19 protein-coding genes and 1 pseudogene are annotated in these 26,499 nt (G+C 68.6%); 6 read left to right on the top strand and 14 right to left on the bottom strand.

What is annotated here, in order from left to right:
- Window positions 1–138 precede the first annotated feature (138 nt).
- The gene (locus AC1DYP_RS19170; protein ID WP_477047678.1) at window positions 139–3,225 is read left to right on the top strand and encodes an efflux RND transporter permease subunit; all 3,087 of its coding nucleotides are present in this window, start codon (window positions 139–141) and stop codon (window positions 3,223–3,225) included.
- Window positions 3,226–3,331: 106 nt separating this feature from the next.
- Here AC1DYP_RS19170 and AC1DYP_RS19165 read toward each other — a convergent pair whose 3' ends face one another.
- Entirely contained in the window at window positions 3,332–3,871 is a 540-nt protein-coding gene (locus AC1DYP_RS19165) for a TetR/AcrR family transcriptional regulator (protein WP_477047677.1), read from the bottom strand.
- A 110-nt stretch (window positions 3,872–3,981) separates the two neighbouring features.
- On the opposite strand from AC1DYP_RS19165, the gene AC1DYP_RS19160 reads away from it, so the two are divergent.
- The 4 genes and pseudogenes from AC1DYP_RS19160 to AC1DYP_RS19145 all read left to right on the top strand — a co-directional run bounded on the left by AC1DYP_RS19160 (window position 3,982) and on the right by AC1DYP_RS19145 (window position 8,561).
- Window positions 3,982–4,626 (top strand): glutathione S-transferase, encoded by a 645-nt coding sequence (locus AC1DYP_RS19160; protein ID WP_477047676.1) that lies wholly within the window; start codon window positions 3,982–3,984, stop codon window positions 4,624–4,626.
- Between the two features lie 198 nt (window positions 4,627–4,824).
- Window positions 4,825–6,492 carry a phytoene desaturase family protein gene (locus AC1DYP_RS19155; protein ID WP_477047675.1) on the top strand — a complete coding sequence of 556 codons (1,668 nt, stop codon included), beginning with the start codon at window positions 4,825–4,827 and terminating at the stop codon, window positions 6,490–6,492.
- 113 nt (window positions 6,493–6,605) lie between these two features.
- Window positions 6,606–7,807 (top strand): annotated as a pseudogene (locus AC1DYP_RS19150) (aromatic ring-hydroxylating oxygenase subunit alpha).
- 163 nt (window positions 7,808–7,970) lie between these two features.
- Window positions 7,971–8,561, top strand: a complete 591-nt coding sequence (locus tag AC1DYP_RS19145) for a TetR family transcriptional regulator C-terminal domain-containing protein (RefSeq protein WP_477047674.1) — start codon at window positions 7,971–7,973, stop codon at window positions 8,559–8,561.
- A gap of 150 nt (window positions 8,562–8,711) precedes the next feature.
- On the opposite strand, the gene AC1DYP_RS19140 is transcribed toward AC1DYP_RS19145, so the two are convergent.
- Window positions 8,712–8,954, bottom strand: coding sequence for a hypothetical protein (locus AC1DYP_RS19140; RefSeq protein ID WP_477047673.1), 243 nt, complete (start codon window positions 8,952–8,954; stop codon window positions 8,712–8,714).
- A 224-nt stretch (window positions 8,955–9,178) separates the two neighbouring features.
- On the bottom strand, window positions 9,179–9,364 hold the full coding sequence (locus tag AC1DYP_RS19135) for a hypothetical protein (protein ID WP_477031821.1): 186 nt from the start codon (window positions 9,362–9,364) through the stop codon (window positions 9,179–9,181).
- A 229-nt stretch (window positions 9,365–9,593) separates the two neighbouring features.
- Between AC1DYP_RS19135 and AC1DYP_RS19130 the strand changes: the two genes are divergently transcribed.
- On the top strand, window positions 9,594–9,914 hold the full coding sequence (locus tag AC1DYP_RS19130; protein WP_477047672.1) for a hypothetical protein: 321 nt from the start codon (window positions 9,594–9,596) through the stop codon (window positions 9,912–9,914).
- An 87-nt stretch (window positions 9,915–10,001) separates the two neighbouring features.
- On the opposite strand, the gene AC1DYP_RS19125 is transcribed toward AC1DYP_RS19130, so the two are convergent.
- From AC1DYP_RS19125 to AC1DYP_RS19075, 11 genes are all read right to left on the bottom strand, one after another.
- Window positions 10,002–11,273 carry a Xaa-Pro dipeptidase gene (locus AC1DYP_RS19125; protein WP_477047671.1) on the bottom strand — a complete coding sequence of 424 codons (1,272 nt, stop codon included), beginning with the start codon at window positions 11,271–11,273 and terminating at the stop codon, window positions 10,002–10,004.
- 135 nt (window positions 11,274–11,408) lie between these two features.
- Window positions 11,409–12,761: an amino acid permease gene (locus tag AC1DYP_RS19120; protein ID WP_477047670.1), complete on the bottom strand. Its 1,353-nt coding sequence runs from the start codon at window positions 12,759–12,761 to the stop codon at window positions 11,409–11,411.
- A 146-nt stretch (window positions 12,762–12,907) separates the two neighbouring features.
- Window positions 12,908–15,217 carry a TonB-dependent receptor gene (locus AC1DYP_RS19115; RefSeq protein WP_477047669.1) on the bottom strand — a complete coding sequence of 770 codons (2,310 nt, stop codon included), beginning with the start codon at window positions 15,215–15,217 and terminating at the stop codon, window positions 12,908–12,910.
- A 202-nt stretch (window positions 15,218–15,419) separates the two neighbouring features.
- Window positions 15,420–17,447 (bottom strand): tetratricopeptide repeat-containing sulfotransferase family protein, encoded by a 2,028-nt coding sequence (locus tag AC1DYP_RS19110; RefSeq protein ID WP_477047668.1) that lies wholly within the window; start codon window positions 17,445–17,447, stop codon window positions 15,420–15,422.
- Between the two features lie 174 nt (window positions 17,448–17,621).
- The gene (locus AC1DYP_RS19105) at window positions 17,622–18,905 is read right to left on the bottom strand and encodes an NAD(P)/FAD-dependent oxidoreductase (RefSeq protein WP_477047667.1); all 1,284 of its coding nucleotides are present in this window, start codon (window positions 18,903–18,905) and stop codon (window positions 17,622–17,624) included.
- A gap of 141 nt (window positions 18,906–19,046) precedes the next feature.
- Window positions 19,047–20,447, bottom strand: a complete 1,401-nt coding sequence (locus tag AC1DYP_RS19100) for a glutamine synthetase family protein (RefSeq protein WP_477047666.1) — start codon at window positions 20,445–20,447, stop codon at window positions 19,047–19,049.
- A 216-nt stretch (window positions 20,448–20,663) separates the two neighbouring features.
- Window positions 20,664–22,067, bottom strand: a complete 1,404-nt coding sequence (locus tag AC1DYP_RS19095) for an aspartate aminotransferase family protein (protein ID WP_477047665.1) — start codon at window positions 22,065–22,067, stop codon at window positions 20,664–20,666.
- A gap of 140 nt (window positions 22,068–22,207) precedes the next feature.
- Window positions 22,208–22,963 carry a gamma-glutamyl-gamma-aminobutyrate hydrolase family protein gene (locus AC1DYP_RS19090; protein WP_477047664.1) on the bottom strand — a complete coding sequence of 252 codons (756 nt, stop codon included), beginning with the start codon at window positions 22,961–22,963 and terminating at the stop codon, window positions 22,208–22,210.
- Window positions 22,964–23,174: 211 nt separating this feature from the next.
- Window positions 23,175–24,245 carry an ABC transporter ATP-binding protein gene (locus AC1DYP_RS19085; RefSeq protein ID WP_477047699.1) on the bottom strand — a complete coding sequence of 357 codons (1,071 nt, stop codon included), beginning with the start codon at window positions 24,243–24,245 and terminating at the stop codon, window positions 23,175–23,177.
- Between the two features lie 193 nt (window positions 24,246–24,438).
- Window positions 24,439–25,293, bottom strand: coding sequence for an ABC transporter permease (locus tag AC1DYP_RS19080; RefSeq protein ID WP_477047663.1), 855 nt, complete (start codon window positions 25,291–25,293; stop codon window positions 24,439–24,441).
- 187 nt (window positions 25,294–25,480) lie between these two features.
- Entirely contained in the window at window positions 25,481–26,371 is an 891-nt protein-coding gene (locus AC1DYP_RS19075; RefSeq protein WP_477031808.1) for an ABC transporter permease, read from the bottom strand.
- Window positions 26,372–26,499: the final 128 nt, after the last annotated feature.

Raw genomic sequence — 26,499 nt, 5'->3', positions numbered from 1 at the left:
TCCCGGCGAAGGCCGGGACCCAGATTCATCCGGAGCGGCTCGTGGGTTTCACCTAGGCCCCGGCCTTCGCCGGGGAGACGGGGCAAGGGTCCGTGATCCAGACGCGAAGAGCCACACGCCAGAGCGAGGACCTTCGCAATGAAGTTCGACCTCGCCGGCTTCGCGGTTCACCGCTGGCAGTTCACCCTGGTCGCCTTCGGCCTGCTGGTGATGCTGGGGCTGAACGCCTTCATGAACGTGCCGCGCTCGGAGGATCCGCACTTCCCCGTGCCGATCGTCATCATCCGCGCCGTGCTGCCCGGGGCCGAGCCCTCGGAGATGGAGCAACTGGTCGCCGACCCCATCGAGGACGCCGTCGACGGCCTGGACGACATCGACAAGGTGGAGTCCACCAGCCTGGACGGGGCGGCGGTGATCCGCGTCCATTTCAACTGGAACGTCGATCCCGAGCGCAAGTACGACCAGGTGGTCCGCGAGGTGAACGCCATCCGCGGGAACCTGCCGTCGGGTCTCGCCCGCCTCGACATCGACCGGGTGCGCACCACGGAGGTGGCCATCGTCCAGGTCGCTTTGACCAGCGACGTCCTGCCGATGCGCCGCCTGGAGAAGGTGGCCGATCGGCTGCGCGAGCGCCTCGACCGCGTGCCCGGCGTGCGCCAGTCCCGCTACTACGGCGCGCCGTCGTCCGAGGTGCGGGTGTCGCTGGACCTGGCGCGGCTGTCGGCCCTGAAGCTGCCGGCGACCGCCGTCTCCGACGCCCTGAAGGCGGCCGGGGCCGAGGCCCCGATCGGGGCGGTTCAGGCCGGCGACCGGCGATTCAACGTCAAGGCCGGCGGGGCCTTCCGCTCGCTGGACGTGGTCAAGGACACCCCGGTCCGCTCGATCGGCGGCCAGGTGGTGCGGGTGCGCGACGTGGCCGAGGTGGCCTGGGCCCAGGACGAGCCGACCCATCTGACGCGCTTCAACGGCAAGCGGTCGATCTTCGTCACCGTCACCCAGAAGGACGGCCAGGACGTCGCCCGGATCACCAAGTCCGTCGACCAAGTGCTGGACGACTACGAGAAGACCCTGCCGGCGGGCGTGAAGCTGGAGCGCGGCTTCGTCCAGGCCAGGAACGTCGAGCACCGCCTCAACAACCTGTTCCGCGACTTCGGCATCGCCCTGCTGCTGGTGCTGATCACCCTGCTGCCGCTGGGCCCCCGCGCGGGCCTGGTGGTGATGGTGTCGATCCCGCTGAGCCTGCTGATCGGCCTGGTGCTGCTGCAGGCGTTCGGCTTCACCCTGAACCAGCTGTCGATCGCCGGCTTCGTGCTGGCCCTGGGCCTGCTGGTCGACGACAGCATCGTCATCACCGAGAACATCGCCCGCCGCATCCGCGAGGGCGAGGAGCGCACGGCCGCGGCGGTCAACGGCGCCAACCAGATCGCCCTGGCGGTGCTGGGCTGCACGGCCTGCCTGATGCTGGCCTTCCTGCCGCTGATGGCCCTGCCGGCCGGCTCGGGGGCCTATATCAAGTCGCTGCCGGTGACGGTGCTGTGCACGGTGGGCGCCTCGCTGCTGGTCTCGATGACCATCATCCCGTTCCTGGCCAGCCGGGTTCTGGACAAGCACTCCGATCCCGAGGGCAACCCGCTGCTGCGGGCGGTGAACGGCGGCATCCACCGCTTCTACCGGCCCGTGCTGCACTTCAGCCTGGCGCGGCCGTGGCTCTCCCTGGCGATCATGCTGGCCATCTGCGCCACCACGGTGCCGATGCTGAAGATCGTCGGCTCCAGCCTGTTCCCGGCCGCCGAGACCCCGCAGTTCCTGGTCCGGGTCGAGACCCCCGACGGCAGCCCCCTGGCCCGCACCGACCGCGCCCTGCGCTTCGTCGAAGCACGGCTGCGCACCGAGCCCGACATCACCTGGCAGGCGTCCAACCTGGGGCGCGGCAATCCGCAGATCTTCTACAACGTCACCCAGCGCGAGAGCGCCACCACCTATGCCGAGGTGTTCGCCAGCCTGAAGGCCTGGGAGCCGGGCAAGAGCGAGCACGTTCTGGACCGCCTGCGCGAGGACTTCGCCCGCTTCCCGGGGGCGCGGATCAGCGTCGTCACCTTCGAGAACGGCCCGCCGATCGACGCGCCCGTAGCCGTGCGCCTGACCGGCCAGAACCTGGAGGTGCTGAAGGCCCTGGCCGCCCGCACCGAACAGGTCCTGAAGGCCACGCCCGGCACGCGCGACGTCGCCAACCCCGTGCGGCTGGACCGCACCGACCTCGACCTCGGCGTCGACGAGGGCAAGGCCGCCGCCCTGGGCGTGCCGGCCGGGGCGCCACGCCGCGCCGCCCGCCTGGCCCTGTCGGGCGAGGAGACCGGCCGCTTCCGCGATCCGGACGGCGACGACTACGCGGTCAAGGTGCGGCTGCCCCTGAACACCTTGGCGGGCGGGACCACGGGGAGCTTGGAAGGCTCGCGCAACGCCCTGGCCGACCTGTCGAAGATCTACGTCCCCACCGCCGAGGGCGAGGCCGCGCCGCTGGGCTCGATCGCCAGCCCGACCCTGCGCTCCAGCCCCGCCCGCATCGACCGCTTCGACCGCGAGCGGACGGTGACGGTCAGCTCCTACGTCCAGACCAGCTACCTGACGGCCAAGGTCACCCAGGACGTCGTGGCCCGCCTGAACCGCGACCTGCCCATGCCGCCCGGCTACCGCCTGACCCTGGGCGGCCAGGCCGAGGCGCAGTCGGAAAGCTTCGCCGGCCTGGGCGCGGCGGTGATGGTGGCGGTGTTCGGGATCCTGGCGGTGCTGGTCCTGGAGTTCCAGAAGTTCAAGACCGCCCTGGTGGTGGCCGGGATCATCCCGTTCGGGCTGTTCGGGGCCGTGGCGGCGCTGTGGATCACCGGCTACTCGCTGAGCTTCACCGCGACGATCGGGCTGATCGCGCTGATCGGCATCGAGATCAAGAACTCGATCCTGCTGGTCGACTTCACCGAACAGCTGCGGCGCGACGGCATGGGCCTGCACGACGCCATCGAGAAGGCCGGCGAGGTGCGCTTCCTGCCGGTGCTGCTGACGTCCGTCACGGCGATCGGCGGGCTGCTGCCGCTGGCGATGGAGGGGTCGGGGCTCTACTCGCCGCTCGCCATCGTGATCATCGGCGGGCTGATCACGAGCACCGTGCTGTCGCGGGTGGCGACGCCGGTGATGTACTGGCTGACGGCGCGGGGTGGCGAGCGGGGCTAATCCCCCTCAGTCGCTCCGCGACAGCTCCCCCAGAGGGGGAGCATCTGGTGCGTAGATCCTCCCCCTCTGGGGGAGGTGGCCCGGAGGGCCGGAGGGGGATCGCCCCTTACGGCATCAAACCCGCCGCCCTGTAGGCGTCGATCGTCCGGTCGAACACGGCGATGTCGCCCCGCCCGCGGGCCACCAGCTGGGCCCCTTCGATGGCGGCGAACACGGCCAGCGCTCGCGCTTCGTCCGACCCCGCCACCTGCACCAACCACCGCACATTGGCGGCGCTGAACCCATCGACGGCCGCCCGCACCTCGGGCGGCAGGTCGCCGTACTCCGCGGCCATGATCCCGTACAGGCACATGCGGTTGTCGTTCAGCAGGGCGGCGCGAAACACGGCGATGTAGCGCTGGAAGCGGGTCTCCAGGTCCAGCGGCTCGGCCAGCAGCTGATCGAAGTAGCCGACCGCGTCGTCGGTGTAGCGCCTGGCCAGGGCCGCTCCCAGGTCGCCCTTGGTCGGGAAATAATAGTGGATGCTGGCGCTCTTGACGCCGATCTCCTTGGCGATCTCGCGGAAGCTCAGGGCGTTGTAGCCGCGCGCCTGCACCATGGCCTTGGCCACGGTCATGATCGTTTCCCGCGTATCGTTGGTGCTCACGTCGCCGCTCCAGTTACCTATCGATAGATAGGCGTTGACTCCGCCAAACGAAAGGACCTTATTGCGCTATCTACCTATCGATAGGTAGACAAACGCAAAGGCCCCATCCCATGAAGATCCACGACATCCCCGGCTTCCCCAATCCGCTGCGCATCCGCATCGCCCTGGCCGAGAAGGGCCTGGCCGACCAGGTCACCTTCGTGAAGGTCGACCTGCCCGCCGCCGAGCACAAGCAGGACGCCTTCCTGGCGCTCAACCCGACGGGGACGGTGCCGGTCCTGGAACTGGACGACGGCCTCTGCCTCTCCGAATGCACCGCCATCACCGAGTATCTCGACAACCTCGACGGCGACCCGGTCTTGACCGGCAAGACCGCGCGCGAGAAGGGCGTGATCCACATGATGCAGAAGCGCGCCGAGTCCGAGCTGATCGATCCCATCGGCGACTATTTCCACCACGCCACCCCGGGGCTTGGCCCCGTGCTGCAAGCCTACAAGAGCCCCGACTGGGGCGACCGCGAAGCCTGGGGCCGCCGTCAGGGCGACAAGGCGATCGCCGGCATGCGCTATTTCGACAAGGTGCTGCGGGACCAACCGTATGTGGCCGGCGAGGCGTTCTCGATGGCCGACATCACCGTGCTGGAAGGCCTGGTCTTCGCCGGCTATGCCAACCTGGCCGTGCCGGAGGAATGCACGGCGCTGATCGCCTGGAACGCGCGATTGCAGGACCGGCCCAGCGTGAAAAACCCGGCCTAGGTGGGGCGGCCCACTTGCCCCTACGGGTCGCTTCGCGACCGTCTTCCCCCAAAGGGGGAAGAGGAGGTGCGCGTCCTCCGCCCCCTATGGGGGCGGACAGGCGGCGAAGCCGCCAGGTGGGGGCAAGTCGGCGAACCCCACCCTCTTGCCTATTTTACACTCGTATAGCAACCTCCCCTGACCATCGGGGAAACGACCATGAACACCGCCACCCAGCACCGCGACGCGATCATCATCGGCGGGGGTCACAACGGCCTGGTCTGCGCCTTCTACCTGGCCAGCGCCGGGCTGAAGGTCACGGTCTGCGAGGCCCGTGACGTGGTCGGCGGGGCGGCCGTCACCGAGGAGTTCCATCCCGGCTTCCGCAACTCCGTGGCCAGCTACACGGTCAGCCTGCTCAGCCCCAAGGTCATCGCCGACATGGACCTGCACGGCCACGGCCTGCGGATCCTGGAGCGGCCGATCTCCAACTTCCTGCCCATCGACGACACCAGCTACATGAAGCTGGGCGGCGGGCTGGAGCGCACCCAGGCCGAGTTCCGCAAGTTCTCCGAGAAGGACGCGGCCGCCCTCCCCGCCTATTACGACATGCTCGACGAGATCGGCGACGTGCTGCGCGACCTGGCCGGCGAGACCCCGCCGAACCTGGGCGACGGCCTGCCGGGCCTGCTGCGGGCCCTGCGCCAGGGCGGGCGGATGGCGGGGCTCAGCCGCGAGCGCAAGCGCGACCTGCTGGACCTGTTCACCAAGAGCGCTCGCGACTTCCTGGACGGCTGGTTCGAGAGCGACGCGGTCAAGGCCAGCTTCGGCTTCGACGCCGTGGTCGGCAACTTCGCCAGCCCCGACACCCCCGGCTCGGCCTACGTCCTGCTGCACCACACCTTCGGCGAGGTGAACGGCAAGAAGGGCGCCTGGGGCCACGCGGTGGGCGGCATGGGCTCGATCACCCAGGCCATGGCCAAGGCCTGCCGCGCCAAGGGCGTGGAGATCCTGCTCAACGCCAAGGTCGAGGGTCTGCATGTCGAGGACGCGCCCCAAAGAAATGGAAAGAGTGGCGGCGGCAAGCGCGTCGTAGGCGTGCAGTTGGTCGACGGCCGCCAGATCATGGCCCCGATCGTCTCGTCCAACCTCAACCCGGCCCTGCTGTACGGCTCGCTGGTCCCGCCCTCGGCCCTGCCCGCCCCGTTCAGGAAGGCGATCAAGGGCTATAAGAACGGCTCGGGCACCTTCCGGATGAACGTGGCCCTGTCGGAGTTGCCGGACTTCACCTGCCTGCCCGGCAAGGCGGTGGCCGAGCACCACCAGTGCGGCATCGTGCTGTCGCCGACCCTGGACTACATGGACGAGGCCTATCGCGACGCCAAGGCGACCGGGATCAGCAAGCGGCCGATCGTCGAGATCCTGATCCCCTCCACCCTGGACGACAGCCTGGCTCCGCCCGGCCAGCACGTGGCCAGCCTGTTCTGCCAGCAGTTCGCCTGGGACCTGCCCGACGGCCGCTCGTGGGACGACGAGCGCGAGGCCGCCGCCGACCTGATCATCGACACGGTCAACCAGTGGGCCCCGAACTTCAAGGCGTCGGTCCTGGGACGGATGATCCTGTCGCCGGTCGACCTGGAGCGGAAGTTCGGCCTGGTCAACGGCGACATCATGCACGGCCACATGTCGCTGGATCAGCTGTGGGCGGCCCGGCCGGTGCTGGGGCATGCGAGCCACCGGGCGCCGATCAAGGGGCTCTACATGTGCGGCGCCGGGTGCCATCCGGGCGGCGGGGTGTCGGGCAATCCGGGACGGAACGCGGCGCGGGAGATCCTGCGGGACAAGGACTTCGCGACGGCGGTGAAGCTGAGCTTGGTGGGGCGGTGATGGATTTCCACCACCCTCCTACGTCCAACATCCCGGCGAAGGCCGGGACCCAAGCTGGATCTCCGAATAGGCCCAGGCTGCTCGGTCCTCAACGGAACACGCTCAAGCTCAGCTTGGGTCCCGGCCTTCGCCGGGATGTTGGGATTAAGGAGTGTCGTTGATGGACATGATCCCCAACCACGACCCCGACGCCGACTGGGGCCTCCCCGGCTGGCTCTACGACAACGCCCGGTTCTTCAAGGAAGAACAGGACAAGGTCCTGCGCCCCTCCTGGCAGATCGTCTGCCATCTGAACGACGTCCCCAAGCCCGGCGACTTCCACACCTTCGACTTCCTGGGCGAGAGCACCGTCGTGGTGCGCGGCAAGGACGGCGGGGTCAAAGCCTTCGCCAATGTCTGCCGGCACCGCGCCGCGCGCCTGCTGGACGGCCCCTCCGGCCACTGCGGCCGGATCGTCTGCCCCTACCACGCCTGGACCTACGCCCTGGACGGCCAGCTGATCGGCGTGCCGTACGCTGAGACCTACCCCGCCCTGGAGATGGACAAGCAGGGCCTGGCCCCGGTCCAGGTCGAGGTCTATCGCGGCTTCGTCTTCGTGCGGCTCGAGGGCTCTCTTTCGAAAGAGGGGGGCCCCAGCGTCGCCGAGATGATGGCCCCCTACGACCACGAGCTGGAACCCTACCGCTTCGAGGAGATGGTGCCGTTCGGCCGCGTCACCCTGCGACCGCGCGAGGTGAACTGGAAGAACATCAGCGACAACTATTCCGACGGCCTGCACATCCCCATCGCCCACCCCGGCCTGACCCGGCTGTTCGGGCGCGGCTATGGCGTGGAAGCGCAGACCTGGGTCGACAAGATGTGGGGCCGGCTGATCGAGGAGCCGTCGCGCAATCCCTCGGAGAGGATGTACCAGCAGGTGCTGCCCGACGTCGAACACCTGCCGGCCGAGCGCAAGCGGCTGTGGACCTATTTCAAGCTCTGGCCCAACCAGGCGTTCGACATCTATCCCGACCAGGTGGACTTCATGCAGTTCATCCCGGTCTCGCCGACCAAGACGATGATCCGCGAAATCGCCTATGCCCTGCCCGACGCACGGCGCGAGATGAAGGCGGCGCGGTATCTGAACTGGCGCATCAACCGCCAGGTCAACGCCGAGGACACCGAGCTGGTGGCCCGCGTGCAGCAGGGCATGGCGTCGCGCAGCTTCACGGCGGGGCCGCTGGCTTCGAGCGAGGTGTCCCTGCGCAGCTTCGGCCGGAAGATGCGGGCGCTGATCCCGCAGGCCCGGCTGCCTCGGCCGCCGGAGGGGTGGTGATCTTCACACCCACGCCTTCAACCACAAACGGTTGTCATCCCGGGCGTAGCGAAGCGAAGACCCGGGACCGGCGGAAGCATGGCGCTCAGGCGTCGGTCCCGGATCGGCGCGCTGCGCACTTGCCCGGGAAGACAGGCTTTGTTGGCGCCCATCGGCTTCATCCATGACCCGCGCCCCCTTCACCCGCGAAACCCCCGACGTCCGCCGCACCGCCCTGATCGAGGCCGCCGCGCGGGTTCTCGCCGCCAGGGGCGTGGCCGGCGCCTCGGTGCGGACGATCTGCGCCGAGGCGGGGGTCAGCGCCGGGTTGCTGCGGCATTATTTCGAGGGGGTGGATGCGCTGGTCGCGGCGGCCTACGAGGCCACTGGGGCGCGGATCGACGCGGCGCTGGAGGCGGCGGTCGAGGCGGCGGGCGGCGATCCCCGCGCGCGTCTGTCGGCCTACCTGACCGCCAGCTTCGCCCCGCCGGTTCTGGACCCGGACCTTCTGGCGACCTGGCTGGCGTTCTGGAGCCTGGTCAAGGTCGACCCGGCCATCGCCGCCATCCACCGGCGGACCTATGCCGGCTATCGCGCTCGGCTGGAAGAGCTGCTGAGCGCCTGCGACCCGAAGGTCGATGCGAGACTGGCCGCCATCGGCCTGACGGCCGTCGTGGACGGACTATGGCTGGAGCTGTGCCTGGACGCGACGGTGTTCACGCCGGCCGAGGCGGGCGCGATCGCGGAGCGGTTGGCGGCGGGGTATCTGGGGTAACTTGCCCCCTACGGGTCGCTTCGCGACCGTCTTCCCCCAAAGGGGGAAGAGGAGAACCGCGCGCGTCCTCCGCTCCCTATGGGGGCGGACAGACGGCGAAGCCGTCAGGTGGGGGCAAGTGGGTGTGATCCCACGCCCCCGCCTTTCTCTTTAAGCCGCGGCCTGGGCGCCGCCGAGGTTGGTGCGGCCCCAGCTGGTGCGGCGGGCTTCCGGTTCGGAGACCGAGACCCGGGCGGTCTTGCCCTGGGCGCGCATGTGGCGGGCCAGCATCTCGGCCACGCCAACGGCTTCGGGCTGGCAGGGATAGGAGCCGATCAGGTCGAGCGTGTCGTTCCAGGTGACGTGCCAGACGCCGGAGACGGGTCGGACGAAGTAGGTGTGTTCGTCGGCCATGGTACTCACTCCTTGGTGCTCACTTAGCATCGGTCCTACAGCAGCTGCGTGACAGCTGTATCAATGCTGCACAGCAACATCTTGTTGCATTGCACACTGCAGGAGCGGAGCCAAGGGCATCAATGGTGAATCTGGGTGCAAGAATAAGGCGTGCCCCCTGAAATGAGGACACGGACGCGCCCGACGGTCCGCGAAAAACTCTGATCGCGAAACGCGTGCGGCGCTCAGTGCTTCCAGACGAAAAGCGAGACCACGCCGAGGATCAGGCTGACATAGAAGCCCAGGCCCCACATCAGGTGCTCGCCCTCGTCGTCGCTGTAGCGGGCGTCGAGCAGGCGATCGCCGAGCGGCAGGGCCGCCCCGAACGAGACGACCAGCTGGCCGGTGGCGATGAGGAGACGCGTGATCATGGTACGGACGGTGCGCCCGAAAGGTTAACGGGACGCTTAAGTTGTAGGTTGCATTTCGCTCAACGAAACTATGTCGCACCCCTCCTGAAACCTTCTCCCGGAGGGAGAAGGAGGGACCCGCGCCGCAGGCGTGGGAGGATGAGGGGTTACGCCCTCAACGGAGCGCCGGCACGCCGGTTGACGCCTTAGCGCTCTCCCCTCCGGAAGAGGGTTCCCTTATGGTGACGCCATGACCTTGACCGACGCGCTCCTGCTCCTGGGGTTCCTCATAGCCAACATTGCGTGCGGAGCCGTCGCCATGTTCCGCTACGCCCAGGTGAGTTCGATCGTGGCGCAAAGCCATCCGGAGATCTGGCGAAAGATGCAGGGGTATTCCTTCGCTGCCCGCGATGCAGCGGGGCGCTTCTATTCCAGCCTTGCCCCGTTCCGGCTGAACGACCCTGCGTTGTCACGGGCTCTCATCAAGGCTTGGATCGCAACAGGCCTTTGGTTCGCCGTGGTCATAGCCGCCTTCCTAACGGCGGCGGTGCGGGAGTCAGCGGGTCGCTAAACCCTGCCAGCACGCCGTCGGGCGCCGTCACCCCTCACCCTCCCATCGCTTCGCGACGGGTCCCTCCCTCTCCCCTCCGGGAGAGGGTTATTTCACCACCACCCCGCCCTTCATCACCGCGCTGACATGCTCCAGCACCGAGATGTCGGCGATGGCGTCGCCGTCCACGGCGATCAGGTCGGCGTAGCGGCCGGGGGCGACGGCCCCGACGTCGGTCTTCTTCATCAGCTCGGCCGCCACGGTCGTCGCCGACTGGATGGCCTGCATCGGGGTCATGCCGTAGCGGACCATGTAGGGCAGCTGGCGGGCGTTCAGGCCATGGGGATAGACGCCGGCGTCGGTGCCGTAGGCGATCTTGACCCCGGCCTTGACCGCCTTGCGGAAGCCCTCGCGCTGGGCCTCGGTGGTCTCGTAGTTCTTGCGCAGGGTCTCGGCCGGCCAGGCGTGGGCCTTGCCGTAGGCGTCGATCCAGTCGCCGTCATAGATGTCGGCCACCAGGAACACGCCCTTGGCCTTCATCATGGCGATGGCCTCGTCGTCCATCAGCGAGCCGTGCTCGATCGAGCGGACGCCGGCCCGCATGGCCGACTTCATGCCCTCGGCCCCGTGGGCGTGGGCGGTGGCGTAGGTGCCGCGCCGGGCGGCCTCGTCGACAGCGGCGCGCATCTCGTCCTCGGTCAGCTCCTGCTGGCCCGGCTCGGTGCCGACGGTCAGGACGGCGCCGGTGGCGATCAGCTTCAGGAAGTCGGCGTGGTGGGCCAGGATGTTGGCCGCCTTGCGCCGGGCGTCGGCGGCGTCCTCGACCACGCCCACCCGCATCTCGTCGGGGATCTTCACGTCGGCGGCGATGCCGGTGATCTCGCCGCCGCCGCCGGGGATGGTGATGTAGGCGCCGGCCACCGACATCCGAGGCCCGGGCACCAGGCCGGCGTCGATGGCGTCGCGTAGGGCCACGTCGCCGAACGCCCGCCAGGTCCCGACGTCGCGCACGCTGGTGAAGCCGGCCTCCAGGGTCACGCGGGCGTGGGCGGCGCCGATATAGGCCTGGTAGGCGGCGGTGGTCAGCAGCGGCTCGGCGATGTTCTCGGTCTGCTCCTGGTCGACCAGGTGGGTGTGCATGTCGATCAGGCCGGGGAGGACCATGCGGGTCGACCAGTCGATGACCTTGCCGTCGGTGGGCGCGGCCTTCCAGGGCGTGACCGAGACGATCCGCTCGCCGTCGATCTTGATCAACTGGTCGGTCAGGACCTTGCCCTGCAGGGTGTCGACCAGCTTGCCGGCGTGGACGTAGACGGGGGCGGCCTGTGAGGCGAACGGCGTGAGCGCCAGGGCAGCGACCATCAGGGCGGTGCGGATCATCATGTTCGTCCTGCGAGGCCGGGGGTTGAGAGGGGGACACACACTCACCCCGCGACCTGTGTGAAAAGGGCTAGGCGGTGGGGTGAGTGTGTGTCCCCGCCTTCGCCCCGCCGGGATGAGCGGATATTTTGAAGCTCATGGCGCGACCGAACGCCCCCGCGTCAGCCAGTAGAACGGCGCCCCGATGGCCAGCAGGCCCACGCCCAGCGCCACGGCCTGGCCGCCGGCGCCGAACAGGGTCCAGACCGAATAGATCCCGGCCAGGATGGCGATCACGGTCAGGGCCGTGGTCGGGGCGATGCGGCGGCCGGCCTGCAGCTTCAGGGCCGCCAGGGCGCAGGCCAGGTAGGTGAACAGCGAGGCCGTGGTGGCCAAAAGGGCGATGAAGGTGAAGATGTCGGCCATCGACTTGGCGTAGTTCATCAGCACCAGGACCGTGAGAAAGCCGGCCGACAGCAGGTGGGCCCGCACCGGCGCGCCGCGCTTGGACTCCTTGGCCAGGAACGCCGGGAACACCCCGCCCTTGGCCATGGCGTAGGGCATCTCGCCCTGCAGCAGCACCCAGCCGTTCAGGGCTCCGAAGGCGCTGATCGCCGCGAACAGGGCCAGGACCTTGCCGGCGTTTCCGCCCCAGTAGAGGCCGACGAAGTCCGACAGCGGGGCGTTAGAGGCCTTCAGGCTGTCGGTCGGCATCAGCAGCACCACGGCCGAGCAGACCAGCAGGTAGATCACCCCGGTGAACACCGCCCCCACCAGGGTGGCGCGGGGGATGGTGCGCTCCGGATCGACCACCTTGCCGGCCGGCACGGTGGCCGACTCCAGGCCCAGCAACGCCCACAGCGTCAGGGCCCCGGCGGCGGTGACCCCGCCCAGGTGGATGTCGGAAGCGCGGAACGGCGTCAGCGTGGCCCCGCTGTCGCGGCCGATCACCCAGAAGGCCAGGCCGGCCACGGCGACCAGCGGCAACAGCTTGAGCACGGTGGTCACCACCTGCACCCCGCCGGCCAGGCGGGCGCCGGCGATGTTGATCCCGACCATCAGCCAGACCGCGCCCAGGGTGACCAGCAGGTGCATGCCCGGGATGTCGGCGATGGCTGGGAAGATCACCGACAGGTAGCTGACCGCCCCGGTGGCGATGGCCGCGTTGCCGACCCACAGCGAGATCCAGTAGCTCCACGCCACCATGAACCCCACCAGCGGCCCGAAGGCTTCCTGGGTGTAGGCGTAGGGCCCGCCGGCCCTGGGGAACTCGCGCGCCAGGCCCGCGAACACGAAGGCCAGGCACAGGGCGCCGCCGATGGTCAGCAGCCAGCCGAACACCGCGTTCCAGCCGTAGGGGGCCAGGGACGCGGGCAGCATGAACACCCCCGAGCCGATCATGTTGCCGACCACCAGGGCCGTGCACATCCAGAAGCCCAATTCTTTCGAGGAGGCGGCTTTTGGCGCCGTGATCTTGGGGATGGGGACCTTCTGGGGGGTCTCTGTCATGCGGTTACGCTTTCACGGACAGACAGCGGATGAAAGCCCCCTCCGGCCCTCCGGGCCACCTCCCCCAGAGGGGGAGGATTTACGCCGAGCAGATGCTCCCCCTCTGGGGGAGCTGTCGCGGAGCGACTGAGGGGGCCTCGCGGGCGCTAGAACTTCTGCCCGAACTTCACCCCGATGGTCCGCGGTTGCAGCGGCACCGAATAGACCTGGGCGCCGCAGACGGACTCCACGCATTCGGTGCTGCGCGTCAGGCTGCCCCGGCTGTCGTTGAGGTTGGTGACATAGGCCTGGAACGTCCAGTTCGACCGGCCCAGCCCCGCCGACAGGTCGGTGGTGATGTAGCCGGCCTGCTTGCCCAGCACGTCGCGGGCGAAGGTGCGCAGGTCGGCCCAGGCGTCGGTCTGGCCGACGATGCCGCCCTGCACGAACGCGTCGAACCCGTTGAGGTCGAACTCGTAGCGCGCGTTCAAGGTGGCCTTGAACTTGGGCGTCACCGGCAGGCGCTGACCGGCCGGGGCGCGTTCGGGATATTCGTCCAGGTCGACCGGACAGTCTGTGATCGGCTCGCCGCTGGCGGGGTCGACCTTGCCGCAATAACCGTCGGTCAGGGTGGCGTCGATGTAGGACGCCGCGCCGTTGACCGTCAGGCCCTGCATCACCGCATAGCTGAAGTCGGTCTCCACCCCGTTGATCTCGGCCGAGACGGCGTTCTTGATCTCGGTCAGGCCGTTGGCCCCGACGATCGAGAACTGGAAGTCGTCCCAGGTCTGGTGGAACACCGCGCCGTTCCAGCGCAGGCGGTTGTCGGCCCAGCTGGTCTTCCAGCCGAACTCGTAGTTCTTCAGGAAGTCGGACTGGTACGGCGGCAGCGTGCCGCGACGGTTGATGCCGCCCGGCCGGAAGCCCTCGGAATAGGTGACGTAGACCAGCTTGTCGGAGTCGATCTTGTAGGTGAGGTTGAACTTCTTGCTGTTGCCGTTCTCCTTGACCCGCTTGTCGAGGTTCGTACAGGGCGCGCCCTCGATCTCCGAGGGCTTGAAGCACGCGCCCTCGCCGGTGCCCGAGCTGTAGCCCAGGCCATAGCCGTAGAAGCCCTTCAGGCTGTTGTCCGACTCGAAGAAGCGGATGCCGGCGGTGAAGGTCAGCTTGTCGGTGATGTCGAACGCCGCCTCGCCGAACACCGCGCTGTCGCGGTCGATGCGCTTCTGTTCGGTCAGCCAGATCGTGCCCGGATTGCCCGGCACCGACAGCGACGGGCCCAGGTCGTCGATCCGGTAGTTCTGATGGATGCCGTGGGTCTGGCGCTGGTAGAACAGGCCGCCGACCACGCGGAAGCGGTATTCCTGCGGGGTCGAGACGCGCAGCTCGTGGCTGAGCTTCATGTAGGCGTCGTGGCCGATGATGTACTGCGACGGATCGACCGGATTGCCCGCGTCGTCGGTCCAGTAGGCGCCGTAGCCGGCCAGGGTGTCGTAGAAGAACGAGTAGTCGGTGTAGTCCTGGCGGGTGTCGACGTCGCGGTCCAGGTACGAACCGGCATAGGTGACGTCGAGGTTGCTGATCTTGCCCTCGACGGTCATGGCTGCCTGCCACCACTTGTCGTCGGAGTTTTCCGGATAGTAGTGGGCGACCTTCAGCGCGCCCAGGCTGCGGTCCTCGGCGAAGATGCCGCCGACCTTCTCGACCTGGCCCATGACCTGGGGCGTGATCACCCAGTTGTCGCCGGCCTCGATCTTCATGGCCGCCCGGCCGCCGTAGATGTCGACGTCGTTGTAGTCCTTCTTGACCCGGTCGGCGTTGGTCACCGTGATCCCCGAAGTGGGGTAGGTGCGCGAGCCGGCGACGTTGTCGATATAGCCGCCCTGGTGCTCGGCCCAGCCCACAAGGCGCACGGCGACCTTGTCGTTGATCGGCTGGTTGACAAAGCCCTCGGCCACATAGCCCGCATCGCCGTGGGCGATGGTGTTGGCCTCCAGGTCATAGCCGGCGCTGAAGCCGGCCGTGCTGGGCTTGTTGGTGATGATGCGCAGGGTGCCGGCCTGCGAGCTGGCGCCGTACAGCGTGCCTTGCGGACCCGACAGCGCCTCGACCCGGGCGATGTCGTAGATGTGGATGTCCAGGGCGCCCTGGATGGTGGTGACGGGCTGTTCGTCCAGATAGACGCCGACGCTGGGCAGGGAGCCCGAGTGGTTGCCGTCGCCGCCGCTGGCCACGCCGCGGAAATAGACGTTGGAGAAGCCGGGCGAGGTGGTCTGGAACGACACGCTGGGCAGGTACTTCACATAGTCGGTGAAGTTGCTGACCTGCAGCTCCTCGAGCTTGGCCTCGCCGAAGGCCTGGATGCTGACCGGCACCTCCTGCAGGTTCTCGGAGCGCTTCTGGGCGGTGACGACGATCTGGTCCAGCGCCACCGAGCCTGATGCGGTCTGGGCTTGGACGGTCACCGCCGTGAGCATCGAAGACGCCAGCAGGGCTGTCGTCCAAATCGCCGTCTTGGACGATCCGTGCGCACTACGCTTAATCAACGGCATTATCGCTCCCCCGAACTGGTTAGGTGAACGATGGTCTTCCTGTGATTTGGTCCTCGCAAGGATCAAAATTCAAACAAACGTCAATTCGGCTGACTGTTGCAGAAATGGCAGGGTTCGAAGCGGGTGATCAAAATTCAGGCGCGGCGGGATATCGGGATAGGACCGGTCCCAGGGCGGTCTTGAGCGGGTCCAGCCACGACTCGTAGTTCTGCCAATGCTCGACCGCGTCCTTGAAGATGGGACGCCTGACCTGTTCAGAGCTTGCGGTGCGCACGGCCCGGTCGTTTTCGTGGAAATTCAGGCAAGATTCCTCGAACGGCAGGCCGCAATAGGCAAGCAGGGCGCGGATCTGCGCTTCCGGATCCTCGATCATCGATTCGTAGATCACCCGGTGCACGCGGCCCGGCAGCACCGCGTCGAAGTGGGCCATCAGCTCGACGTAGTCGGCGTAGTAGCGGCCGATGTCCTCCAGGCCGTAGCTGAAGGTCTGGCCGCGGGCGAAGTGCTGCTTGAAGCCCGAGAAGCAGCAGCCCATCGGGTGGCGCCGGGCGTCGATGATCTTGGCGTTGGGCAGCATCAGGGCGATCAGGCCGATGTGGGCGAAGTTGTTGGGCATCTTGTCGATGAACAACGGCCTGCCGGTCTTGCGCTGCACCCGGGTGCGGTCGAGGAACTCCTCCCCCAGCGCCTCGAGGTCCTCCGGACCCAGGGTGGTCAGGATCTCGGGATAGGCGGACGGATCGCGCGACGACTTGGCGCCGCCCAGCCGCTTGGCCATGGCGCCGACGTCGGGCAGCTCCATCGTGCCCTCGACCGCCGAGTGGCTGGCCAGGATCTGCTCGACCAGGGTCGAGCCGGCGCGCGGCAGGCCCAGGATGAAGATCGGGTCGGGCGCGGGGCAGCCCTGGCCGGCGCGCGAGGCGAACAGCTGCGCCGTCAGCGCGGCCTTGCTGCGCGCTACATGCTGCGTCATCACCGCCGGATCGTAGTGGACCTGGGCCCGCCGCTGGGCCGCGCCCTGGGCGTAGTGCTCGAACGACTCGGCGTAGCGGGCGGCGTCCTCGTGGGCCTTGCCCAGGGCGTAGTGCAGGTGGAAGCGGTCGTCCTCGGCCAGGTCCTCGCGGGCCAGTTGGGCCTCCATCGCCGCCAGGTCCGCCGCGTCGAAGCGGTAGGTCTTCATGTTGGCCAGGCTCCACCAGGCCTCGCCCAGCGACGGGGCCTGGTCGACGGCCTTGCGGTAGGCGCTGGCGCAGTCGGCCGAGCGGCCGATGGTCTTCAGGGCGTGGCCGTAGCTCATCCAGCCCTTGGGCTGCTGGGGATAGCGGCCCAGCACGTCCTCATAGATCGCGATCGACTGGGCGTATTCGCCGATCCGCGCCAGGGCGGCGGCCTTCAGATTGAGGTGGGCCGGGTTGCGCGGGTCCTCGGCCAGCAGGCTGTCCAGCTGGTCCAGCGCCGCCTCGGACCGGCCCAGCCGGTACAGCACGGTGGCCAGGTTCTGGCGCGCGGCGGTGAAGCCGGGGGCGATCTCCAGGCAGCGGACCAGCAGGGTCTCGGCCTCCTCCTGGCGGCCCAGCCGCGCGACGGCCTCGGCCAGCATGCGGATCGCCGCCGGCTCGTCGGGGCGGGTCTCCAGCAGGGCGCGCAGGGTCTTCTCGGCCTCGCCGGGCTTGCCGTCGACCAGGGCGGCGGCGGCGGCCATCAGGGCCGGGTCGCGGATCCCGCCCTTGATCTGCCGGGCCCGGGCGGCCAGGGCGCCGTCCTCGTCGCCGACCAGCTCCAGCGCCTCGGCCAGGCCGCGCCAGGCCTCGGGCAGGTCGGGGTTCAGGGCCAGGGCGCGCTTGAAGGCGGCGATGGCGGCTTGGGTCTGGCCGGCGGCGGCCAGGATCCAGCCGTGCTCCAGCTGGACCGGCGGCGACTGGACCAGGGCCCGCGCCATCGGATCGATCACCCGCAGGGCCTGTTGGGTGTCACCCGACAGCCGCAAGGCCGTCGCCAGAATGAGCACCGCCTCGGCGTGACGCGGCACGGCCTCCAGGATCGCGATGGCCTGCTCGGCGGCCATCCGGGGGTCGCTGGCCAGCAGGCGCTGAGCATGGGCCAGGGCGGTGGCGACGCTGCCGGAGGGCTCGGTGGTGGTGGTCGTGGACGGCATGGGAGGATGGGATGGCGGACAGTCCGTGAAGTCAACGGCCGGCCCGGCAAGTCCCTCCCCCTGTGGAGGAGGTGGTCGCGTAGCGACCGGAGGGGGGAGTGATCGGGCATCCGTCGCCCTATCCCCCCACCGACCCTTCGGGTCGCCTCCCCCACAGGGGGAGGGACTAGTGCGTCAAATCCGATCCCTAAGCGCATACCAGCTCAACCCCGCCACCGTCAGCGGCCACCGCAGCAGCCGCCCTCCGGGGAACGGCGGCGTCGGCAGCCGCGACAGCAGCTCCACCCCCTCGCCCTCGCCCAGCGCCGCGTCGGCCAGCAGCTTGCCGAACCACGGCGCCAGCACCACGCCCTGTCCCGAATAGCCGGCCGCGATCCGCACGCCCGGCGCCAGCTCCCGCACGAACGGCGCGCGGTGGACGGTGATGCCCAGGGTCCCGCCCCAGGCGTGGGTGACCTCCACATCCGCCAGGTCCGGATAGACCTGCAGCATGTGCCGCCGCACGAAGGCCTTCAGGTCCGGTGGGAAACCGGGCCGGTAGTTCTCGCCGCCGCCGAAGATCAGCCGGCCGTCGGGGCTCTTGCGGAAATAGCTTACGACAAACCGGCTGTCGGCGACGGCGGCGTTGGAGCGGATGATCGTGTCGGCCCGCTCGCCCAGGGGCTCGGTGGCCAGGATGAAGTTGTTGATCGGCATCACCCGGGCCCGGGCCGCGCCGCCGACCAGGTCGTCCAGATAGCCGTCGCCGGTCAGGATCAGCTGGCCGCAGATCACGCGGCCTTGCGGTGTCTCCACCACGATCGACCCGCCCTCGCGACGCCAGGCCGTGGCGCGGGTCTGTTCGTGGATCACGGCCCCCGCCGCCATCGCCGCCCGGGCCATGCCCAGCGCCAGGTTCAGCGGATGCAGGTGGCCGCCGCCGTGGTCGACCAGGCCGCCGTGATAGACGTCGGTCCCCAACTCATGGGCCAGGGCGGCCTCGTCGATCAGGGCCAGTTGGTCGTAGCCGTAGCGGTCCTGCATGAACGCGACATGGGCCGCGTCCTCGGCCTCGCCGCCGCGCTTGTGGCGGGCGTGTATCATGCCGGGGCGGAAGTCGCAGGCGATGTCGTGCTCGGCGATCAGGGCCAGCAGGTGGGCGCGGGCGTCCTGGCTCATCGTCCAGAGGCGCAGGGCGTCGTCGCGGCCGAGCGTCTTCTCCAGCCAGGCCTGGTCGTTGCGCTGGCCCGTGTGGACCTGGCCGCCGTTGCGGCCACTGCCGCCGGAGCCGACCTGGGCGGCTTCCAGGAGGACGACCGACACCCCGCGCGTAGCCAGTTCGAGCGCGGCGCCCAGGCCCGTGTAGCCGGCGCCGACGACGCAGACGTCGGCGCGGGTGTCCTGTTGGAGCCCAGGGAGCGTCGGGAAGGGCGTCGCGGTCTGGGCGTACCAGGAGGTGGCGGGGTGGCCGGTATTCATCTCACCCTCTCCCATGGGGAGAGGGAGGGACCCGCTAAGATGGTGGAGGGGGGGCCGGCACGCCGGTTGGCGGCGTAACCCCTCATCCTCCCACGCCTAACGGCGCGGGCCCCTCCTTCTCCCTCTGGGAGAAGGTGAAAATTACACATTCAGCAACAGGAACTCCCGCTCCCACGGGCTGATCGTGCGCATGAAGGTCTCGTACTCGGCCTGTTTCACCGTGGCGTAGGCGTTGCAGAAGGTGACCCCCAGGATGTCGACCAGCGGCTTGGCGGCCTCGAACAGCGCCACCGACTCCAGCAGGCTGCGGGGCAGTTCGATGCCCCGGATGTTGGCGTCGGTGTCGACCGGGGCCGAGGGGGTCAGGTTCTGGGTCATGCCCAGATAGCCGGCCGCCAGGGTCGCGGCGATCGCCAGGTAGGGGTTGGCGTCCGACGAGGGAATGCGGTTTTCCAGCCGGCGGTTGGCCGGGTCGGACGGCGGCACGCGCAGGCCGCAGGTGCGGTTGTCATAGCCCCACTGGGTGTTGACCGGCGCGCCGGAGTCCCGCGCGATCCGGCGGTAGGAGTTCACGTACGGCGCCAGGATCGCCATGATCGCCGGCAGGTAGCGCTGCTGCCCCGCGATGAAGGCGTAGAACAGCGGGGTGGCCTCGCCGCTCTTGGGGTCCGAGAACAGGTTCTGGCCGTCCGTGTCCAAGATCGACTGGTGGATGTGCATGGCGCTGCCGGGCTCGGCGGCCATCGGCTTGGCCATGAAGGTGGCGTAGATCTCGTGCTCCAGCGCCACCTCGCGGATGGTGCGCTTGAACATGAACACCTGGTCGGCCAGCTCCAGCGGACTGCCGTGACGCAGGTTGATCTCCATCTGGGCCACGCCGCTCTCGTGGATCAGGGTGTCGATCTCCAGCCCCTGGCGTTCCGAGTACTCGTACATGTCCTCGAACAGGGCGTCGAACTCGTTGACCGCCGCGATCGAGTAGCCCTGGCGGCCAGTTTCCGGCCTGCCCGAGCGCCCGATCGGGGGCTTGAGCGGGTAGTCGGGGTCGGTGTTCTTCTCGACCAGGTAGAACTCGATCTCGGGCGCGACGATCGGGTCCCAGCCCTTCTCGCGGAACAGGGCCACCACGCGGCGCAGCACCTGGCGCGGGCTTTCCTCGACCGGGCGGCCGTCGGGATGGAAGGCGTCATGGATCACCTGGGCGGTCGGATCCTGGGCCCAGGGCACCACGGCCAGGGTCGCCAGGTCAGGGGTCAGGAAGATGTCGGTGTCGGACTGCACCGAATTGACCGCTCCCTCGAATTCGGGGAAGTCGCCGGTGATGGTCTGGTAGAACACCGCCAGCGGCAGGTTCATCGACGGCGTGGCCAGGAACTTGCGCACCGGCATGATCTTGCCCCGCGCCACGCCGGCCAGATCGGGCACGACGCACTCGATCTCCTCGATGTTCTGCCGCGCGAACCAGTCCTTGGCGTCATCGAGGGATGCGACCCCGCGGGTGGTCTTGGGGGCGGGCTTGGATTTCTTTTCTTTGTACTTCATGGGGCGCTCCTCGCGCTTTTCGAAGTCTAGTCTCTTGAGCTTTGGCGACAATCTCTCCGGGTGCGCGGCCTCGTCAGGAGGTATTTTCGACACCCCCATCGCTGTCATCCCGGACGAAGCGCAGCGAAGATCCGGGACCGCCGGAAGCGCCGCGCTCCGGGTCGGTCCCGGATCGGCGCGCTGCGCGCTTGTCCGGGATGGCAGGAAGGACGGAGATCAAGACACGGGCTCGACCTTCAACGCCCGCAGCACCGGCTCGGCCTCGTCCAGCGACTTCCTGATGATCCCCACCAGGTCGTCGATCTGGGCGTGGGTGATGATCAGGGGCGGGCAGCAGACGATGCTGTCGCGGATGGCGCGGACCATCAGGCCGTTGGCGATGCACAGGTCGCGCACGATCGGCCCGGCCTCGCCTTCCTTGTCGAGGAAGCGGTGGTTGGTCCCCTTCTCGCGCACGATCTCGACCGCGCCGATCAGGCCCAGCGAACGGGTCTCGCCCACCAGCGGGTGGTCGTTCAGCGTGGCCAGGGCCCTGGCCAGATACGGCCCGGTGTCGTCGCGGGTGCGCTCGACCAGGCCCTCGCGCTCGATGATCTCGATGTTCTTCAGCGCCACGGCGGCGGCGGTCGGGTGGCCCGAATAGGTGAAGCCGTGGATGAAGTCGCCGCCCTTCTCGCGCAGCTCGGCGACGATGTGGTCGGCCACGCCGACGGCCGAGATCGGCAGGTAGCCGGACGACAGGCCCTTGGCCATGGCGATCATGTCGGGCTTGATCCCGTAGTGCTGATGGCCGAACCACTGGCCCAGCCGCCCGAAGCCGCAGATCACCTCGTCGCAGACCAGCAGGACGCCATACTTTCGGCAGAGCGCTTCGACCGCCGGCCAGTAGCCGTCCGGCGGGATGATCACCCCGCCCGCCCCCTGCACCGGCTCGCCGATGAAGGCGGCGACATTCTCGGGGCCGACCTCGAGGATCTTGTCCTCGATTTCCTTCACGGCGCGGTCGCGGAAGGCGGCCGGACCCTCGCCGAAACCCTCGCCGAACTGGTAGGGCTGCATGACGTGGTGGACGCCGGGGATCGGCAGGTCGCCCTGGGCATGCATGTGCTTCATGCCGCCCAGCGAGACGCCGGCCACGGTCGAGCCGTGATAGGCGTTCCAGCGGCTGATGAAGGCGGTGCGGCCGGGCTGGCCCTTCAGCTTCCAGTAGTGGCGGGCCAGGCGGAAGACCGTGTCGTTGGCCTCCGAGCCCGACGAATTGTAGAAGACGTGGGTCAGGTGGCCGCCCATCTTCTCGGCGATCTTGGCGGCCAGCTTCACCGGCGGCGGCGTCGCGGTCTTGAAGAAGGTGTTGTAGTAGGGCAGCTCCAGCATCTGGTCGTAGGCCGCCTTGGCCAGCTCGTCGCGGCCGTAGCCGACATTGACGCACCACAGCCCGGCCATGCCGTCCAGGATCTGGTGACCCTCCCCGTCATGGATGTAGACGCCGTCGGCCCGGGTGATGATCCGGCTGCCGCCCAGCTCCGCCAGCACCTTGTGGTCGGCCTGGGCCGGCAGGTGGTGGGCCAGGTCCAGGCGCTTCAGCTCGGCGATGTCGTGGTTGCGGATCGGTACGGTCATCGGGGTACTCTCCTGGGTCGTCTAGTTTCTTGTTTTGCTTTTCGGTCCGTCTTCCCGGCGAAGGCCGGGATCCAGGTTCATCCTGAGCCTTGGCAGGGTTGCACCTGGGCCCCGGCCTTCGCCGGGGAGACGGGATAGAGCTAGGCGGGAGGCCGCAGCCCCTCGCCCCGCAGCGCGCGGCCGAACACCTGGAAGAACGCCTGGCTCTGCGGGTTGCGCTCAGTCTTCCATTCGGGATGCCACTGGACGGCCAGCACAGGCGCGCCGTTGACCTTGGCCGACACCGCCTCGACCACGCCGTCGGGCGCACGGGCCTCGACCAGAAGGCCCTCGCCCAGGCGGTCGACGCCCTGGTAGTGCACGGAATTGACGGTCGCCGCCTCGGCGTTGAAGGCCCGGGCCAGCACGCCGCCGGGGGTGAGGTCGACGCGGTGCTCGTGGTCGAACATGCCGTTGAAGTCGACCTCGTCAGGGGCGTGGTGGGCGATCAGCTCGTCGGCCTGAGCCATGTCCCGGCGCAGGGTGCCGCCGAACGCGACGTTGATCTCCTGGAAGCCGCGGCAGACGCCGAACACCGGGCGGCCCAGGTCGAGCATGGCCTTGATCAGGTCGGCGGTCATGGTGTCGCGCGCCGCGTCGAACGGACCTGGGGCGTCGGGGACCTCCTGGCCGTAGAGGGCGGGGTCCATGTTCGAGGGGCTGCCGGTCAGCATCAGGCCGTCGAGGCGAGAGGCGACTTCCGAGGCCTTCATCAGCTCGGGCATCGAGGGCACCAGCAGGGCCGCGGCGTCGGCGTAGCGCATGGCGCTGGCGACATAGCGGTTCATCACCGCCTGGGCCGGCTCGATCCCGACCGTGCGGGTGCAGCAGATGATCCCGGCGACGGGGCGGGTCATAACTTACCCCCTACGGACCGCAGTCCCTCCCCCTGTGGGGGAGGCGATCGCGTAGCGATCGGAGGGGGGAGTTGTCGGATCGAAGATCGCAGACCCGGCCAGTTGCCGATCACGCCCCCCTCCGTCGCCCTTCGGGCGACACCTCCCCCACGGGGGGAGGGACTTGGCGTGCGCAGCCGCCAGGTGGGGGCAAGGGGGGGAGCCACCGTCATCAACTCAACAACACCGCCGGCGAGCACGCATGCCAGCCCAGCCACACGGCCTCGCCCAGCTTGAAGTCCTCCTGGTCCCATCGCGTCAGGTTCGGGCGCGTGACCTTCACCCGCCGGCCGCTCTTGATCTCCACCTCGTAGACGCTCGTCCCGCCCAGATAGGCCTCGTGCTTGATCACCCCGGCCACAGCGTTCTGGCCGACCGGGCAGTCGCCCATGTTCGGCGGGGGCGAGCCGTCGGCGCGCTTGTGCAGCTCGATCTTCTCGGGCCGCAGCGCCGCCCAGACCGTGCCGCCGCGCGCGCCGGTGACGCCGTGATCGAGGAAGATGTCGCAGTCCAGGTCGGGCGATTTCACCACCGCGTGGCTGGGCTCGTCGACGGCCAGCACGCCCTCGAACAGGTTCACGCTGCCGATGAAGTCGGCCACGAAGCGGCTGTTGGGGAACTCGTAGAGGTCGCTGGGGCCGGCCACCTGCTGCAGCACGCCGCGGTTCATCACCGCGCAGCGCGACGCCAGGGCCAGGGCCTCGTCCTGGTCGTGGGTGACCATGATGAAGGTGATGCCGACCTTCTCCTGCAGGGTGCACAGCTCGGTGCGCATCTGGTCGCGCAGCTTGGCGTCCAGAGCCGACAGCGGCTCGTCGAGCAGCAGCACGCGGGGCCGTTTCACAAGAGCTCGCGCCAGCGCAACACGTTGCCGCTGGCCGCCGGACAGCTGGTCGGGCCGGCGCTGGGCCAGGCCGTGCAACTGGACCAGATCCAGCGCCTCCTCCACCCGCCGGTCGCGCTCGGCCTTGCTCACCCGGTCGACCTTCAGGCCGTAGGCGACGTTGTCGTGCACGCTCATGTGCGGGAACACGGCGTAGGACTGGAACACCATGTTCACGGGCCGCTTGTTGGGCGGAACGGTCGAGACGTCCTGGCCGTCGATCAGGATGCGGCCCTCGGTCGGCGTCTCGAACCCGGCCAGCATCCGCAGCAGGGTGGTCTTGCCGCAGCCCGACGGACCCAGCAGCGAGAAGAACTCGCCCTCCTGGATCGACAGCGAGACGTTGTCGACGGCCACCATCTTGCCGAAGCGCTTGGTGACGTTCTCGAAGGTGATGATGGGTTGGTTGGTCGCAGCGCTCACCCGATTGCCCCCAAAAATTCCGTCTCCCCGGCGAAGGCCGGGGCCCAGGTGAAACCCACGAGCCGCCCAGGATGAATCTGGATCCCGGCCTTCGCCGGGAAGACGGCGGTAGGGCGATTGAAAGAGAAGCTCATTTGCCGTCCCCATGCCCGCCGGCCACGCCCGCCGGGTCGCCCTGCAGCTTCAGCGCCACGGCGGTCAGGATCACGGTCAGCACGATCAGGATGGTCGAGGCCGCGTTGACCTCGGGCGTCACCGAGAACCGCACCATCGAATAGACCTTCACCGGGAAGGTCACGGTGTCCGGCCCCGCCGTGAAGAAGGTGATGACGAAGTCGTCCAGGCTGAGCGTGAAGGCCAGCAGGGCGCCGGCCACCAGCGAGGGGGCCATGTGCGGCAGGATCACGTCCTTGATCGTGCGCCATTCGCCGGCCCCCAGGTCGCGGGCCGCCTCCTCCATCTCGCGGTTGAAGCTGGCCATCCGGGCGCGGACCACCACCGCCACGAACGGGAACGAGAACGACACGTGGGCGATGGTGATGGCCCCCAGGTTCAGCGGCCAGGGCAGGCCCACGGGCCAGGGCAGGACCTTGGCGAAGAACACCAGCATGGCCACGCCCATGCAGATCTCGGGCACCACGATCGGCAGGGCCAGGGCCCCGTCCAGCACCGTCTTGCCAGGGAAGCGGAACCGCCACAGCACCAGGGCGACCATGGCGCCCAGCGCCACGCTCAGCACCGTGCACAGGGCCGCGATGGTCAGGCTGTTGGCGAAAGCCTCGATCAGCCCGTCGTTGTTCAGGGCCTTCTCGTAATATTTGAGGGTGAAGCCCTTCCAGACGATGTTGCGCCGGCTGTCGTTGAAGCTGAAGGCCATCAGGGCGATCAGCGGCGCGTAGAGGAAGATCCCCACCGCCGCCAGCCAGGCCTGCATCTGCCAGCGGCGGAGGTATTCCAGGGGACCGGGGGGACTGCGCTTGGTCATGCGAAATCTCCCCGAGCGACGCAGCTCAGGCCCTCCCCCTGTGGGGGAGGCGGCCGAAGGCCGGTGGGGGGAGTTTTAGGGTCGAGGATCCGGGGCGCGGTCGTCTGCCGAACACTCCCCCCTCCGATCGCTGCGCGATCGCCTCCCCCACAGGGGGAGGGCCTAGAGGGGCGCGGCTTCAAGACGCTCATGCCTGAGCCCCCTTCTTGCCGCGCGAAAGCAGCGCCTGCACCGCGATGGCCACGAAGGTCAGGTACATCAGCAGGAAAGACAGGGCCGCGCCGAAGGGCCAGTCGTTGGCGCGCTTGAATTGGCGCTCGATGACGTTGGCGATCATCTGGCTGTCGGGGCCGCCCAGCAGGTCGGGGGTCAGATAGGCCCCCAGGGCCGGGATGAAGGTGATCAGGACGCCCGAGGCGATGCCCGGCAGGGCCAGCGGCACGACCACCTTGAACAGGGTGCGCATGTGCCCGGCGCCCAGGTCGAGGCTGGCCTCCAGCAGCGACTTGTCCAGCCGGTCCAGCGCCGAATAGAGCGGCAGCACCATGAACGGCAGGTGGACATAGACCAGGCCGACGATCACCGCGAAATTGGTGTGCATCATCTCCAGCGGCTGGAACGGCTGGAGCGGCATGATCTTGGCCGCCAGGTCCCAGACCGCCTCCAGGCCCTTGTTGATGTAGCCCTCGTTGCGCAGCACCGCGATCAGGGCGTAGGTGCGGATCAGCAGGTTCGTCCAGAACGGCAGCATGATCAGCAGCAGCAGCCAGGTCTTGGCCTTCTGCGAGGCGAAGGTGATGGCCAGGGCGACGGGGAAGCCGATCACCAGGCACAGGCCGGTGGTCAGGGCCGCCACCCCGGCCGATTTCAGGAAGATCTTCAGGTACAGCGGCTCGATCGCCCGGGCGTAGTTCTTGAACGTGCCGGTGATGGCGATCTGGGTCAGGCCCTCGTTGTGGCCGAAGCTGTAGGCCCAGACGATGGCCAGCGGGACCAGGAAGAACAGCACCAGCCACACCAGCGGCGCGCTGAGCGCCGTGGCGAAGACGGACTTTGCCTGTTTCCAGCTCTGCTCCATCGCGTGGTCCCCTTTCTCAGTTCCTCCCCCTATGGGGGAGGCGGCCCGAATGGGCCGGTGGGGGGAGCGGACCCACCTCGGCCAACTCCCCCCTCCGTCGCCTTCGGCGACACCTCCCCCACAGGGGG

The sequence above is a fragment of the Caulobacter sp. P1_D6 genome, from assembly GCF_056406095.1.
This window is presented reverse-complemented; position numbering and strand designations above follow the sequence as displayed.